The following is a 13,654-nucleotide window of genomic DNA, read 5'->3' on the forward strand; positions in this document are numbered from 1 at the left end:
CTCGGACCGGCGGCGGGTCAGAAGACGGCGATGAGCAGGATGATGAACAGGACCACGACGGCGATCGGCAACCACGCGTTGAGCGGGCGCCTGCGGTAGTGGCTGCGGACCGTGGTGGAGCGGAACCAGCTGTACGGCGTGCGACGTCGGTGCCGCTGAACCCAAGGCATTTTTCCTCCCAGCGTTTCGTTGCACCAGGAATACCCAAAGTCAGAACCAGCTACTCCGGTTCTTGATGCCTTCCAGGCCGCTGGCGGCCATCGCCGGGTCGCCGTTGTCGTTGCCGAAGAGCACCTCGTACCACGGCCCGATCCGGTGCCACAGCAGCGAACGCTCCCGCAGCTCCGGCGTGACGCCGTAGGTCGCCGCCAGCGCGCCGGCGAACTCCGGCGGCGTCGAGTGCAGCGCCCACGCCAGGTCGATCGCCGGGTCGCCGACGTGCACGTCACCGAAGTCGATCACGCCGGTCAGCACGCCGTCGCGGCCCAGCACGTGCTCGGGGCCGAGGTCGCCGTGCACCAGCACGTCCGCCGGTGCGGCCGCGACCGCGTCGAGCAGGTCGGCCTGGTCGGGCACGAGCGGCAGCACCTCCGCGCGGAACCGGTCGAGCGGCACCGGCGGTGTCCCCACGCCGCGCGCGACCGCCCCGGCCACCGGGACGGCGTGCAACGCCAGCAGGAACTCCCCCAGCTGCTCGCCCTGCACCGCGTTCAGCGTCGCGAGCTCAGCACCGGGCACGAGCTCGTGCCGCACCACGAACGGGTCCACCGAGACCAGCTCCGGCACCGGGACGGGCAGCGGCAGCAACGGCGCGAGCCACGGCATCACGACCGTCTCGCGCCGCAGCACCGCCTCGATCGCGGGGCGCTGCGGCCGCCGTTCCACCCAGCGCTCGTCGACGAGCGTCGCCGTGCTGTCCCAGCCCTGTCCCAAGAACGTCACGGCGCCAGTGTGGCAAGCAGGTCCCGTGCGCCGGAAGCGAATTTCGTCAGAGCACGTACTTGCTCGCCCGGCTCGCGTGCTCGCCGTCGACCAGCACGTCGTAGCGCTTCGCCTCCAGGGTCATGACGCTGGAGAAGTCGCGCTTGCCGCGGGTGGTCCAGTGCGCGGCGAACCCGAACACGGCTCCCCAGAAGGCACCGATCACCAGGCTGAGCACCAGCATCCACACCCAGGCCACACCGGAGGTGAACAGCCCGAACAGCAACCCGATGAGCACGCCGAACCAGGCTCCGCCGGCCGCACCGGAGACCGCGGCCTTCGCGCGCGTCATCCGGCCGGTCACCTGCTCGACCGTGCGCACACCGTCACCGATGATCCGCACGTGCTCGACCGGGAACCCGTCGTCGGACATCCGGTCCACCAGCCGCTGGGCCTCCGCGTAGTCGGAGAAGCTCGCGAGCAGGCTCGACCGCGCCGCCGACTGAGCAGGCACAGGCACGGGGGTGGTCGCCGGTTCCGTCGTTCCAGCCTCAGGAGTCACGGTCTACGACTAACCGGTCCGGCCGCCGCGCAAACACCAGGCCGAGCGCCAGCAGCGCCGCTCCGGAGGCGAGGAACGCCAGGTCGTAGGCGAGCTGGTCGGGGCCGGGCCGGACGTGGTGGATGCCCAGCACCTGGTGGTCGACCACGCCCTCGACCAGGTTGAACACGCCCCAGCCGACCAGGACGCCGCCGAGCAGCACCCGGTCCGGCAGCGGTGCGCGCCGGTTGAGCAGCGCGGTGCCGACGAGCACGAGGACGAGGCAGAGCAGGTGGAACAGCCCGTCACCGACCATCATCAGCCGCATGTCCTCCTCGGGGTACCAGCCGGACAGCACGTGGTGCCAGCCCAGCAGCTGGTGGATCACGATGCCGTCGAGGAAACCGCCGATCCCGAGCCCCAGCACGATCGCCGCGAGCATCAGCCCACCACCGTCCGGACGAGCAGGAACAGGTTCAACGCCGAGATGACGCCGGCGGCCGCACCGCCGGCCACCGTGACGCGGCGCCGGTTCGCGGCCGCGCCCATCACGTCCTTGCGCCGGGCGAGCAGCACCATCGGCACCAGCGCGAACGGGATGCCGAACGACAGCACGACCTGGCTCAGCACCAGCGCCCTGGTCGGGTCGACGCCCAGCGCGAGCACGACCAGGGCGGGCGCCATGGTCACCGCCCTGCGCAGCCACAGCGGCATCCGCCTGCGCAGGAACCCCTCCATCACGACCTGGCCGGAGTAGGTGCCCACGCTGGACGCCGCGAGACCGGAGGCCAGCAGCGCGAGGGCGAACGCCAGTGCCGCGCCGGGGCCGAGCAGCTGCCCGAGCCCGGAGTGCATGTCCTCCAGCGACTCCCGCGGCGCACCGGCCTGGTGGAACGCCCCGGCCGCCACGACGAGCATGCTGACGTTGACCACGCCGGCGACGCTGAGCGCGACGACGATGTCGGTGCGGCTGGCCCTGAGCACCCCGCGGACGTCACCGGTGCCGTGGTGCCGCTGGGTGAGCGCCGAGTGCAGGTAGATGACGTGCGGCATGACGGTCGCGCCGAGCATGCCGGTCGCGAGGAGCACGCTGTCGACCCCGGCGAAGCCCGGCACCAGACCGGCCGCCGCGCCGGTCAGGGGCCCGAGCTGCAGGGTCTGGTAGAGGAACCCGCCGAGGACGACGGCGAGCAGGCCGATGATCACCGACTCGAACCGCCTTCGGCGCAGCGGTGCCAGTGCGAGGATGCCGAACGACACCACCGCGGTGATCAGGGCGGCCGGCAGCAGCGGTACGCCGAACAGCAGGTTCAGCGCCACCGCCGCGCCGACGAACTCCGCCAGCTCGGTGGCCATGGCCACCAGCTCCGCCTGCACCCACAGCAGCCGGGTCACCGGCCGCGGGTAGTGCTCCCGGCAGAGCTCCGGCAGGTTGCGGCCGGTCACGATGCCCAGCTTCGCGGACTGGTACTGGATGAACATCGCGAGCAGGCTCGCGGACACGATCACCCACAACAACAGGAACCCGTGAGTCGCGCCGCCCGCCATGTTCGTCGCGAAGTTGCCGGGGTCGACGTAGGCGACCGCGACGACGAACGCGGGTCCCATGACGACGGCGGCGGTGCGGACGCGAGCTGGCACCGTGATGCCGACCATCGGTGGAGCCTCCTCACGTGAGCTTGCGGATGGCCTTCTCGATCAGCCCGAGGTTCGCGGGGCTGGTGGCGTAGAGCAGCGGGTCGGGCATCGGCGCGGACGCCTTGCCACCCAGCGGTTCGGGGTTCATGACGTAGGAGAACTCGTGCTGGCCGTCCGGTGCGGTGCCCGAGGCCCAGCCGCCCTCGGCGCCCGCGGGGCCGTCGGAGTTGTGCCAGATCGTGCCCGCGTGCTCGGCGTGCTCCTCGTCGAACAGGGTGCTCGGCGAGATCGGGCCTTCGAGGCCGTCCTCCTGCAGCTCCTCGATGGCGGCGAGCCACATGTTCTGGTGGGCGGTGTCGCGCGCGAGGTTGAACTTGAGCATGTCGCGCACGCCGGCGTCGTCGGTCATGTTGTAGAGCCGCGCGGTCTGCAGCCGGCCCTGCGCCTCGGCGGCGACGTTGGCGCGGAAGTCGGCCATGAGGTTGCCGCTCGCGACGATGTAGCGGCCGTTCCACGGCACGCCGTTCGAATCGGACAGCGTGGGCCCGCCGCCGCTCACGATGGCCTGCTGCGGGTCCATGCCGCCGATCACCGCGGCGACCACCGGGTCGTCGGCCACGGCCTTCGCCGTCACCTCGGACGGTGCGCCTTCGAGCAGCCGCGCGACCATCGTCGCGAGCATCTCGACGTGACCGATCTCCTCGGTGGCCACGTCCATGATCAGGTCCTTGTACTTGCCCTCCATCCGGCAGTTCCACCCCTGGAAGAGGTACTGCATCGTGACGGTCATCTCGCCGAACGCGCCGCCGATGAGCTCCTGGAGCTTGCGGGCGTAGTGCGCGTCCGGCCGGTCCGGCTTGGCCTCGAACTGCAACCTGCTGGTGTGCAGGAACATGTCGCCTCCCGTGTGCTTGAGAACTGCACGACGAAGCTAGGAAGCGCATGTGACCCGCACGGTGCGAAGACACCACCCGCACGACACGGCCGCGTCACCGCGGCTGGTCAGGACGGAGCAATTTCTCCGGTGGACGTGTGAGGCGGCAACCACCGGGCACTCGGCGACTCCTGATGTCGGTGGTATGGCGGGTGACTCACATGGCGCAGTTGCACCTCCAACTGCTGGGTGGATTCCGGTTGGACTGCGATCACACGCCGATCCACGTGGTGCCCGCCGCCCGCAGACTGCTCGCGCTGCTGGCGCTGCGGGACACCCCGGTGCCCCGTCCGGTGGCCGCCGCCCTGCTGTGGCCCGCCGCGACCGAACGACGCGCCGGCGCCTGCCTGCGCTCGTCGCTGTGGCGGCTGGTCAAACCGACGACGCCGCTGGTCGTGGTCGCCGAGGACGCACTGGAGCTGAGCCCTGCGGTCTCGGTCGACTTCCGCCAGGCCAGCGCGTACGCCGCGGTCCCCGGAACGCACCCGGAGGTGCTGACGCAGCTCACCGCCGACCTGCTGCCGGGCTGGTGGCAGCCGTGGGTGCAGACCGAGCGGGACTGGTGGCGGCAGGCCCGGCTGCGGGCGCTGGAGGCGTTGAGCGACCGGTTCCGCGTGTCCGGCGACCACCACCACGCCCACCAGGCGGCACTCGCGGCGGTGCAGGCCGACCCGTTGCGGGAAAGCGCTCACCGCACGCTGGTCGAGCTGCACCTGGCCGACGGCAACCCGGCGCAGGCCGTGCGGCAGTACGAGAGCTACCGCCGCCGGCTGCGCACCGAACTCGGCCTCGAACCGTCGGACCACATCCGGGCCCTCGTCCGCCCGCTGCTGCGCGCCTGAGGTTCGAGCCTCGGCCGGACGGGTTACTCCCCGTCCATGGACCACAGCAAGGCACCGGTGCTCGAAGCGCTGCAGGACTTCCGCTCACGCGGCTTCGTGCCGTTCACCCCGCCCGGCCACCGCCAGGGCCGCGGCGTCGACCCGCGCGTGCTCGACGTGCTCGGCGAACAGGTGTTCACCGCCGACGTGGTCGCGCTGAACGGCCTGGACGACCGGCTGATGAGCGGCGGGGTGATCGAGGAGGCCCAGCAGCTCATGGCCGACGCCGTGCACGCCGAGCACGCGTTCTTCTCCACGTGCGGCAGCTCGTTGTCGGTCAAGAGCGCGATGCTCTCGGTGGCCGGCCCGCACGAGAAGCTCATCGTCCCCCGGCACGCGCACAAGTCGGTGGTGTCCGGCCTGGTGCTGAGCGGCGTCAGCCCGGTGTGGTTGAGCCCGCGCTGGGACGCCGACCTGCACCTGTCGCACCCGCCGGGCCCCGACGAGGTGCGTGCCCTGCTGGAGGCCGAGCCCGACGCCAAGGGCGTGCTGCTGGTGACCCCCACCGACTACGGCACCTGCGGTGACATCAAGGCCATCGCCGACGTGTGCCACTCGTTCGGCAAACCGCTGATCGTCGACGAGGCCTGGGGCGCGCACCTGCCGTTCCACGCCGACCTGCCGCCGTGGGGCATGGACGCCGGCGCGGACGTGGTGGTGACGAGCGTCCACAAGTCCGGCGCCGCCGTGGAGCAGAGCTCGGTGTTCCACCTCCAGGGCGATCTCGTCGACCCCGCGGTGCTGAAGTCCCGCGAGGACCTGCTCGGCACGACCAGCCCGACCTCCCTGGTCTACGCCACCCTCGACGGCTGGCGCCGGCACATGGTGGAGCAGGGCGAGTACCTGCTGACGGCCGCACTGGCACTGGCCGGCGCGACCCGTTCCGCGATCTCCGCACTCCCCGGTCTCCAGGTCGTGGACTTCACCGGCCTCACCCACTCCACCGACCCGCTCAAGATGGTCATCGACGTGTCCGGCCTGCACATCAGCGGCTACCAGGCTGCGGACTGGCTGCGCGCCGAACAGCGCGTCACGGTCGGCCTGTCCGACCACCGCCGCATCGTCGCCCAGTTCACCCACGCCGACGACCAGCGCACCGCCGACATCCTCGTCGAGTCGCTGCAGGCGCTGACGCGGGCCGACCTGCCCACGCCGAAGCCGGTCGACCTCCCCTCCCCCGACGACCTGCAGCTGGAGACGGCGATGCTGCCGCGCGACGCGTTCTTCGCCGAGGTGGAACAGGTGCCGGTCGAGAAGGCCGCCGGCCGGGTGGCCGCCGAGATGATCACGCCGTACCCGCCGGGGGCGCCCGCGGTGCTGCCGGGTGAGGTGATCAGCGAGGAGGTGCTGGCCTACCTGCGGAGCGGGCTGGCGGCGGGGATGGAGCTGCCGGACCCGGCCGACTCGGAGCTGGAGACCGTGCGGGTGGTGGCACGGGGCTGACGCCGGGGGAAGTGGGCGGCTCGCGCTGAGGGCGACCGCGCCGGTAGCGGCTCGCGGTGGCGGCGACGACCTGCGTGGAAGACGCGGCTTGCGGTAGCTGGGACGGCTCGCGGCGGCTGGCGTGGCTCGGGTTCGCGGCGCCACCGCGTTCGCGACGCGGCTCGTTCGCGGCGCGGCGCGGCGCGGCTCGTTCGCGGCACGGCTCGTTCGCGGCACGGCTCGTTCGCGGCACGAGCCGCCCCTCCACCGGACAATTCCTGTCCTGCCCGACACCGCCGCCGGCGTTGACCGCTCCTCCTACCCCGCGCCAAGGTGAGAACGTTCTCACCGCCGGACTCCGGGGAGCTGACAACGATGTCAAGGCTGCTGGCCGCCCTCACGACCGCCCTCCTGCTCGCTCCGACCCCCGCCACCGCCGCACCCTCGTCCAGATGGCAGGTCCACGGCCCCTCCGCGCTCACCGCCACGGTCGAACTCACCAACGGCTCGCCGACGCTGGGCGTCACCCGCGACGGCGTCCCCGTCCTCGCCCCCGCCCCGGTCGGTCTCCGGACCACCACCGCCGACCTCACCACCGGCCTGCGCCTGACCGCCAGGAAGGACCGGACGGTCACCGAGCGCTACTCGATGACGACCGGCAAGGAACGGCAGCGGTCCACGACCATGACTGAGACGACGCTGACGTTCGAGGGCGCGGGCCGGTTCGACCTGGTCGTGCGGGTGGCCCCGGACGGCGTGGCCTACCGGTACGTGCTCCCGGCCGCCCACACCGTCACCGGCGAGGCGTCCGCGTTCCGGCTGCCCGCGGACGCGCCGGCCTGGCTGCTCCCCTACAACGCGTGGTACGAGCAGAACAGGGTGCGCACGACGGCGGGCGCGGCCACCGGTGAGTTCGGCTACCCGTCGCTGTTCCGGGCGGACGGCGCGTACGTGCTGCTCACCGAGTCCGATGTGGACGGACGGCACTCGGGCAGCCGGTTGCAGCGCACCACCGGCGACTACGAGGTCGTGCTCGCCGACGCGCAGGTGACGCTGACCAGGACGCCGTGGCGCACGGCGGTCATCGGTGACCTCGCGACCGTCTCGACGTCCACGCTCGTCGACGACCTCGCCTCACCGTCCGAGCTCGCCGACACGTCGTGGGTGAAACCCGGCAAGGTCGCGTGGTCGTGGCTGAGCGAGCACGACAGCCCGCGGTCGTTCGAGCGGCAGCAGCGGTACGTGGACTTCGCCGCCCGGTCCGGCTGGCCGTACGCGCTGGTCGACGAGGGGTGGAGCGCGCAGTGGGTGCCGGAGCTGGTCCGGTACGCCCGCGCCAAGGGGGTCGAGGTCCTGCTGTGGCTGCACTGGACCGACCTCGACACCGCCGAGGAGCGCGACACCCTGCTCCCCCGCTTCAGGCAGTGGGGCGTGAAGGGCGTGAAGCTCGACTTCATGGAGTCCGACTCGCAGGCGCGGTACCAGTGGTACGACGCGGTGCTCGCCAAGACCGCGGAGCTGCGGCTGATGGTGAACTTCCATGGCTCGACGATCCCGCACGGGCTCGCGCGGACGTGGCCGCACATCATGACCATGGAGGGTGTGCGAGGAGCGGAGAACTCGCCGCCTGCGGGCAACAACCCCGTGCAGTTCTTCACCCGCAACGTCGTCGGCTCGATGGACTACACGCCGGTGTCGCTGGAGGTCGGCACGCGGGAGGCGTCAGTCGCGCACGAGGTGGCGTTGCCGGTGGTCTACGAGTCGGGCTGGACGCACTTCGCCGACAAGCCCGAAGCCTACGAACGGCACCCGCAGGCGTTGCGGTTCCTCAACCAGGTGCCGACCACGTGGGACGAGACGCGGCTCATCAGCGGTGACCCCGACACGCACGCGGTTGTCGCACGGCGCAACGGCGCGCGTTGGTTCATCGGTGCGATCTCGGCCGACGCGCGCACGCTCGACGTGCCGCTGTCGTTCCTCGGTGGCGGGCAGTGGCTGGTCGAGACGGTCCGGGACCCGGCTGTCCGCGGTGACGTCACGCGTGACCGGCAGGTGGTGTCGTCGGCTCAAACGCTGGCGCAGGCGGTGCAGCGCAACGGCGGGTTCGCGGCGGTCGCGTGCCGTTACCGGCCCGGTCTGCAGACCTGTGACCAGGTGATTCCGCAGGTGCCGGTGACGTCGTTGACGATCACGCCGACCGAGGTGGACGTCGCGCGGGGTGCGTCGTTCGAGGTGTCCGGGACGTTCACGAGCACCGCGGACGTGTCCGACGTGGTGCTGACGGCGGCCCCTCCCGCGGGCTGGATGGTCACCGGTGCGCCGGTGACCAGGACGAAGCTGCGGGCGGGCGAGACGGTGACCGGCACCTGGACGGTGCGGGCGGGCGGCCCGGTGGGGTTCACGGACGTGCCGGTGTTCGCGGAGTTCCGCGCGCATCAGACCGTGCACGTGGAACGGGCGGTGCGTGCGTTCGTGCCGCCGCCGGTGCCGAGCGGGACACCGTTCGCGAGCGACCTGCCGTTCGTCAGCGAGTCGAACGGCTGGGGTCCGGTGGAGCGGGACCGGTCCAACGGTGAGACCGGCGCCGGTGACGGGCGGCCGTTGCAGATCGCGGGCGTCACCTACGCCAAGGGCCTCGGCACGCACGCCCCGGCTGAGGTCACCCTCTACCTGGGTCGCGGGTGCCGGGCGTTCGACGCGCTGGCCGGCCTCGACGACGAGACCACGTCGCCCGGTTCGGTGAGCTTCCAGGTGTTCGGCGATGGGCGGTTGCTGCACGACAGCGGTGTCGTGCGCGGCGGCGACCCGGCCCGGCCGGTCTCGGTGGACACGACCGGGGTCCGGATGCTGGGCCTGCGGGTCACCGACGGTGGCGACGGCCGCGACTTCGACCACGCCGACTGGGCGGACGCCCGCCTGTCCTGCTGACGCACGGCAACGGCCGGGGCAGGTCAGGTGCCCCGGCCGGTCTTCTCCTGCAACCGGTCGATGAGCTGCGACGCCTCGACCTTCGTGAGCTCGCCCGGCACCTCCTCGCCCGCCTCCTGTGCGAGGGTGTGCAGGTACGACTCCTGCGGCCCGGTCATCGGCTCGTCACCGGTCGTCCAGTCCTGCGGGTCCTTCTCCGGCGTGCGGTTCACGATCGTCCCCTTTCACTCGAACGCCCGTTCGAGATACCCGAGGGGACGCCGGTTCACACCCGGATCGGGGTGGTGGGCGGCACGGCCTGGCTCGGCAGCACCACCGCGGGCTGCCCGGTGCCGGACTGCGCCAGCAGCCGGTGGGCCACCGTCAGCAGCGTCCGCGCCTCCATCAGCTCGCCGTGCGCGAGGTGGTCGTCGGCTGCCCTCACACAGGCCAACGCCTGCGGCGGCACCGCTCCTGCCAGGGACAACGCCTCCCGCAGGTCCTGGACGGCCGGTCCGGGTGCCCCGGTGCGGAGGTGGGTGAGTGCCGAGGTAACGGCATCGTCGAGATGCACGGTCATCGCCGCCTTTGAACAGCCGAAGGTACCGCGCCGACTGCTTGACGCGCCGGACGCGAGTACCCGGTCCGATCCACCTCAAACCACGACTTCACCCGTTCCGGTCACGGTGGCGGACGTGGGTGGTGGCGAACTGGCGCGAGAACAGCATGCCGTGGCGCGGTGAGCCCACCTCCTGCCCCGACATGCGACTGATGGCCGTCTGCCGGCTCGCCCACGCCCACGGCACCCACACTGCCCGCCACCCTCCCTCCCCAACCCCCCGCTTGACCGCACGCGGGGCCCTTTCGTGCGCTCCTGTCGCACGCGGGGACCTTTCGTGCGATGCCCGCGCGCGAGGGCTACCTGCGTGCGCAACGAAAGGGCGCCCTCCGAGGAGGGCGCCCTTGGGGAGCGAGGGTCAGAGCTCGTCGAGCGGGCGGCGGGTCACCGGCGGTGTGACGTCGCCGAGAACCGGGGAGGCGGGACCGGTCGCGGGCACCTGCTGCTCGGCCACGACCCCGGTCGAGGTCTCGGCCGGCACGTGGCCGCGCGCCGTGTCCCCGCGACCGCGCCGGTACGCCTGCGGGAGCACGGCCTCGGCGCGACGAGCCAGCCCTCCCACCGCCACTCAACGCTCACGAAGCCGGCCGCAGGTCCCGATCACTCGCCACCAGGTCGCTCCACGTGCGGCCGCGCTGGCTCGGCGGGGCGGACCCGTCCGCCGCGCAGATCGGGTACACCAGACCGAAAGGAACCGGCTGATCGAACTCGTCACCCGTGTGGACGTCTACCAGCCGACGCACGTGTGCCATCACAACCACTCCTCACGACCGAACAGGGCCGCACGCATCCGGGCAATCGCCGGGGCGGGGGGACCGGGGTTTGGAATCACTGATTACCCCGCGAGCTGCGCGAACATGCGCGCAAACGTTGCTGCATAAGAGTGAAACAAGTGTCCTAAGTGGACAAAGTCACGGCGGGGACACCGCTGTGCCGCACAAGATCACCCCTCGACGCGATCACTTCGGCGCATCCCCCGCGCGGTCGACCACGGCGAAGTCCACCGCGGAGGAGGAGACCTCGGTGCCCGGCTCCAGGCCCTCCCACGCGCCGGTGCCGGGGCGGAGCAACACCCACCGCGTGCCGATGTACCGGCCGGTCGCCGGGTCGATGATGATGTCCTCGCGGGCGTCCGCTCGCGCCAGGCCGAGGGCGGTGCCGGCCTTGCCGTCCAGGTTCGCCGTCTCCTCGGTGACCCGCAGGTCCGGCAGGTGCTGCAGCGCCTGGTAGAGCGCGGACCTCAGCTCCGGCGACGCGTCGGGTGCCGCCAGAACCGTTGCGGCGTGGGACAACGCGTTCGCGGCGTCGTTGCGCGCATCGGCCCACAGTCGGTCGTACAGCGCCTGCGGAGCGGTCGGCAGCGAGGTGAGGAACCGGGGGTTGGGCCGGTACCAGCTGCCCGCGCGCTCGGTGCACGGCTTGCCCCAGTCCGGATCTCCGCCGAGCTCCTCGTTCACGTCGGGGTAGTCGCCGCACGGTCCGCGGCGCTCTTGCACCGGCGGGTTGCCCGCGAACAGCCCCCCGTCGCCCTCGGCCGCGACGAGCTCGTCACTGCCGACCAGCCACCGGCTGCCCAGCGTGGAGCGGCGTTCCAGCCACTCGCCGGTGCGGTCGGCCGGGACCCAGACCTCGACGAGGGTGTGGATCAGTGCCGAGAGGGGCTTGCCCGTTCTGGTCGTCGCACTGCCCAGGTCCCAGGAATGCTTTGCCACGTAACGGTACTGGCCCTCCGACGGCGCGGTGTGCGCGGTCGTGGCCGCGGCGGCGCGGCGCAACGTCTCCGCGGCGCTCGCGGCGGGACCCGAGTCGTCCGACCACAGCGGGGGGACGGCGACGAGGGCGCCGACGACGAGCGTGACCGCCGCCGCGGCGACCAGCCAGCGCTTCCTGCCGGGCCGCGGCGCCTCCGCCGCCAGCATGCGGGCGAGCGCCCGTTCCCGCGCCGCCGCGCTGAACGCCGGACCGGCCGGCTGGTCGGCGATCGCCTGGTCGAGCTCGTCGTCGGTCCACATCTTCTCAGTCATCGTTGTTCTCCAGGACGATGTCGGGACACGCGGTGCGCAGCTGCCGCCGCACGCGGTGGAGCCGGGACCGCACGGTGCCGACGGGGATGTCGAGCGCCTGTGCGACCTCGGCGGAGTCCAGCCCCGCCCAGCCGGTGAGCAGCAGCACGTCGCGGTCACGCGGTTCGAGCCGCTGCACCGCCACGGCGAACTGGCGTGCCCGGACCTCGGCGTCCACGGTGTCCACGACGCGGCTCTCGTGGCTGTCGCTCTCCCGCCCGTGCACGAGGCGCGCGTACGCCTCGCGTTCCCGCCGGCGCCCGCGCAGGTGGGTGTGCAGCAGGTTGGTCGCGATGCCGAAGAGCCACGCTCGCGCCGATCCGCGCGAGGGGTCGAAGCGGGCACGGCTGCGGATCGCCGAGACGAACACGTCCCCGACGAGGTCGTCGGCCGCCATCGGCACCCAGCGGGCCAGGTAGCGGTGCAACTCGTCGGCGTGGCGGGTGAACAGAGCTGTGAAGTCCTCCCCGTCCGAGTGCTCCGCCGAGCGCTCGTCGTCTGGGGGGACTCCGTCCCGCGAACTGCGGTTGATCACGGTCATCACACAGGTACTTAGCCGCAGCCCGCTTCCACGTTCACCGGAGTGGCCCCAGCGTACCGGCAAGCTGGGCCACCCACCGCACCCGTCAGCGTGCTAATTCGAATTATTACAAGGGGTTGACGACACCTGGGCCGCCGCAGCACAATCCGTGCCAATTCGAATTGGCAGGTGGTCATGGCCAAGCGGCTCACCCAGCAGGACATCGCCAGGATGGCAGGCGTCAGCCAGGCCACGGTGTCGCTGGTGCTCAACAACCGCCAGGACGGCGGCGTCCGGATCGCGCCGGAGACCCGCGCACGGGTGCTGGAGGTGATCCGCAGGACCGGCTACGTCGCGAACCCGATCGCGCGCAGGCTGCACGACCGGCGCAACCAGATCCTCGGCGTGTTCACCTACGAGGCGGTCTTCCCGAGCACCCGCGCCGACTTCTACCAGCCGTTCCTGGAGGGCATCGAGGAGCAGGCCGAGGCGGTCGGCTGCGACCTGCTGCTGTTCACCGGCGCCAAGGCCGTCGGCGGGCAGCGGCGGATCTTCAGCGACGACAGCCGGGTGCGGCTGGCCGACGGGTGCCTGCTGATCGGCCGCACGGTCGACCGCGACGACCTGGCCCAGATGCTCGCCGAGGGCATCCCGTTCGTGTCGATCGGCCGCCGCGACGACGCCGGCGCGGCCGTGCCGTGCGTGGGTGCCGACTACCGGGCCGCCGTGCGCGACCTGGTCGACCGGGCCGTCGCCCACGGCCACCGCAGGATCGCCTACGTCGGACCGGGCACCGGTGCCGAGTCGTCCGCCGACCGGTTGCGCGGGTTCCGCGACGCCGTCGCGGCCCACGGGGTCGAGGGCACGCACCTGCCGGCCACCACGCTCGGCCACGTGCGCGGTGCGGGCGTCACGGCCGTGCTCGCCGAGGAGGTCTCCGACGGTGCCGCGCTCGTGCTCGCCGCCCGCGAGCACGGCCTGTCGGTGCCCGGCGACCTGTCCGTGCTCATGCTCGGCGCGGCCACCCGGCCCGCACCGGGCGACGTCGACCTGACCGGGTTCCGCATCCCCCGCCGCGAGATGGGGCGCAGGGCGGTGCAGGCGCTGACCGAGGTGCTCGAACACGGCACCACACCGCGGGAACTGCTGCCGTGCGCGTTCGTCGAGGGTTCGACGCTCGGCGCACCGGTGGACCACTGAGGAGGAAG

Annotated in this window: 15 protein-coding genes; 4 read left to right on the plus strand and 11 right to left on the minus strand. The window is 72.1% G+C overall.

Annotation, left to right across the window (positions count from 1 at the left end):
• Positions 1–17 precede the first annotated feature (17 nt).
• From ACVDFE_RS29710 to ACVDFE_RS29735, 6 genes are read right to left on the minus strand one after another with little or no spacing between them, the layout of a single operon-like run.
• Positions 18–170: a hypothetical protein gene (locus tag ACVDFE_RS29710; RefSeq protein ID WP_360384687.1), complete on the minus strand. Its 153-nt coding sequence runs from the start codon at positions 168–170 to the stop codon at positions 18–20.
• A gap of 40 nt (positions 171–210) precedes the next feature.
• The gene (locus ACVDFE_RS29715) at positions 211–942 is read right to left on the minus strand and encodes a phosphotransferase (RefSeq protein ID WP_458432752.1); all 732 of its coding nucleotides are present in this window, start codon (positions 940–942) and stop codon (positions 211–213) included.
• 46 nt (positions 943–988) lie between these two features.
• Positions 989–1,435, minus strand: coding sequence for a general stress protein (locus tag ACVDFE_RS29720; protein ID WP_458432753.1), 447 nt, complete (start codon positions 1,433–1,435; stop codon positions 989–991).
• Positions 1,436–1,472: 37 nt separating this feature from the next.
• Positions 1,473–1,904 (minus strand): DUF2243 domain-containing protein, encoded by a 432-nt coding sequence (locus tag ACVDFE_RS29725; protein WP_458432754.1) that lies wholly within the window; start codon positions 1,902–1,904, stop codon positions 1,473–1,475.
• On the minus strand, positions 1,904–3,118 hold the full coding sequence (locus ACVDFE_RS29730) for an Nramp family divalent metal transporter (protein ID WP_458432755.1): 1,215 nt from the start codon (positions 3,116–3,118) through the stop codon (positions 1,904–1,906). Before ACVDFE_RS29730 ends, ACVDFE_RS29725 begins: the two co-directional genes overlap by 1 nt.
• A gap of 13 nt (positions 3,119–3,131) precedes the next feature.
• The gene (locus ACVDFE_RS29735; protein ID WP_458432756.1) at positions 3,132–3,995 is read right to left on the minus strand and encodes a manganese catalase family protein; all 864 of its coding nucleotides are present in this window, start codon (positions 3,993–3,995) and stop codon (positions 3,132–3,134) included.
• A 200-nt stretch (positions 3,996–4,195) separates the two neighbouring features.
• Between ACVDFE_RS29735 and ACVDFE_RS29740 the strand changes: the two genes are divergently transcribed.
• The 3 genes from ACVDFE_RS29740 to ACVDFE_RS29750 all read left to right on the plus strand — a co-directional run bounded on the left by ACVDFE_RS29740 (position 4,196) and on the right by ACVDFE_RS29750 (position 9,265).
• Positions 4,196–4,876 (plus strand): AfsR/SARP family transcriptional regulator, encoded by a 681-nt coding sequence (locus ACVDFE_RS29740; protein ID WP_458432757.1) that lies wholly within the window; start codon positions 4,196–4,198, stop codon positions 4,874–4,876.
• 36 nt (positions 4,877–4,912) lie between these two features.
• The gene (locus ACVDFE_RS29745; protein WP_458432758.1) at positions 4,913–6,358 is read left to right on the plus strand and encodes an aminotransferase class I/II-fold pyridoxal phosphate-dependent enzyme; all 1,446 of its coding nucleotides are present in this window, start codon (positions 4,913–4,915) and stop codon (positions 6,356–6,358) included.
• A 354-nt stretch (positions 6,359–6,712) separates the two neighbouring features.
• On the plus strand, positions 6,713–9,265 hold the full coding sequence (locus ACVDFE_RS29750; RefSeq protein WP_458432759.1) for a glycoside hydrolase family 97 catalytic domain-containing protein: 2,553 nt from the start codon (positions 6,713–6,715) through the stop codon (positions 9,263–9,265).
• A 23-nt stretch (positions 9,266–9,288) separates the two neighbouring features.
• Here the strand turns inward: ACVDFE_RS29750 and ACVDFE_RS29755 are convergent, their stop codons facing one another.
• The 5 genes from ACVDFE_RS29755 to ACVDFE_RS29775 all read right to left on the minus strand — a co-directional run bounded on the left by ACVDFE_RS29755 (position 9,289) and on the right by ACVDFE_RS29775 (position 12,467).
• Positions 9,289–9,477, minus strand: a complete 189-nt coding sequence (locus ACVDFE_RS29755; protein WP_360384697.1) for a DUF3072 domain-containing protein — start codon at positions 9,475–9,477, stop codon at positions 9,289–9,291.
• Between the two features lie 53 nt (positions 9,478–9,530).
• Positions 9,531–9,824 carry a hypothetical protein gene (locus ACVDFE_RS29760; protein WP_360384699.1) on the minus strand — a complete coding sequence of 98 codons (294 nt, stop codon included), beginning with the start codon at positions 9,822–9,824 and terminating at the stop codon, positions 9,531–9,533.
• A 397-nt stretch (positions 9,825–10,221) separates the two neighbouring features.
• Entirely contained in the window at positions 10,222–10,425 is a 204-nt protein-coding gene (locus tag ACVDFE_RS29765; RefSeq protein WP_458432760.1) for a hypothetical protein, read from the minus strand.
• A 397-nt stretch (positions 10,426–10,822) separates the two neighbouring features.
• A complete protein-coding gene (locus ACVDFE_RS29770; protein WP_458432761.1) occupies positions 10,823–11,887 on the minus strand; it encodes a CU044_5270 family protein in 1,065 nt (354 codons plus the stop codon).
• A complete protein-coding gene (locus tag ACVDFE_RS29775; RefSeq protein WP_360384705.1) occupies positions 11,880–12,467 on the minus strand; it encodes an RNA polymerase sigma factor in 588 nt (195 codons plus the stop codon). Before ACVDFE_RS29775 ends, ACVDFE_RS29770 begins: the two co-directional genes overlap by 8 nt.
• A 174-nt stretch (positions 12,468–12,641) precedes the next feature.
• On the opposite strand from ACVDFE_RS29775, the gene ACVDFE_RS29780 reads away from it, so the two are divergent.
• Positions 12,642–13,646: a LacI family DNA-binding transcriptional regulator gene (locus ACVDFE_RS29780; protein WP_360384707.1), complete on the plus strand. Its 1,005-nt coding sequence runs from the start codon at positions 12,642–12,644 to the stop codon at positions 13,644–13,646.
• Positions 13,647–13,654 lie beyond the last annotated feature (8 nt).

The sequence above is a fragment of the Lentzea chajnantorensis genome, from assembly GCF_054300775.1.

Excerpts from the sequence above, each read along its gene's own strand:
- ACVDFE_RS29770 (WP_458432761.1), bottom strand. The coding sequence starts at position 11,887 with ATGACTGAGAAGATGTGGACCGACGACGAGCTCGACCAGGCGATCGCC.
- ACVDFE_RS29725 (WP_458432754.1), bottom strand. The coding sequence starts at position 1,904 with ATGCTCGCGGCGATCGTGCTGGGGCTCGGGATCGGCGGTTTCCTCGAC.
- ACVDFE_RS29750 (WP_458432759.1), top strand. The coding sequence starts at position 6,713 with ATGTCAAGGCTGCTGGCCGCCCTCACGACCGCCCTCCTGCTCGCTCCG.
- ACVDFE_RS29775 (WP_360384705.1), bottom strand. The coding sequence starts at position 12,467 with ATGACCGTGATCAACCGCAGTTCGCGGGACGGAGTCCCCCCAGACGAC.
- ACVDFE_RS29740 (WP_458432757.1), top strand. The coding sequence starts at position 4,196 with ATGGCGCAGTTGCACCTCCAACTGCTGGGTGGATTCCGGTTGGACTGC.
- ACVDFE_RS29760 (WP_360384699.1), bottom strand. The coding sequence starts at position 9,824 with ATGACCGTGCATCTCGACGATGCCGTTACCTCGGCACTCACCCACCTC.
- ACVDFE_RS29745 (WP_458432758.1), top strand. The coding sequence starts at position 4,913 with ATGGACCACAGCAAGGCACCGGTGCTCGAAGCGCTGCAGGACTTCCGC.
- ACVDFE_RS29730 (WP_458432755.1), bottom strand. The coding sequence starts at position 3,118 with ATGGTCGGCATCACGGTGCCAGCTCGCGTCCGCACCGCCGCCGTCGTC.
- ACVDFE_RS29780 (WP_360384707.1), top strand. The coding sequence starts at position 12,642 with ATGGCCAAGCGGCTCACCCAGCAGGACATCGCCAGGATGGCAGGCGTC.
- ACVDFE_RS29735 (WP_458432756.1), bottom strand. The coding sequence starts at position 3,995 with ATGTTCCTGCACACCAGCAGGTTGCAGTTCGAGGCCAAGCCGGACCGG.
- ACVDFE_RS29710 (WP_360384687.1), bottom strand. The coding sequence starts at position 170 with ATGCCTTGGGTTCAGCGGCACCGACGTCGCACGCCGTACAGCTGGTTC.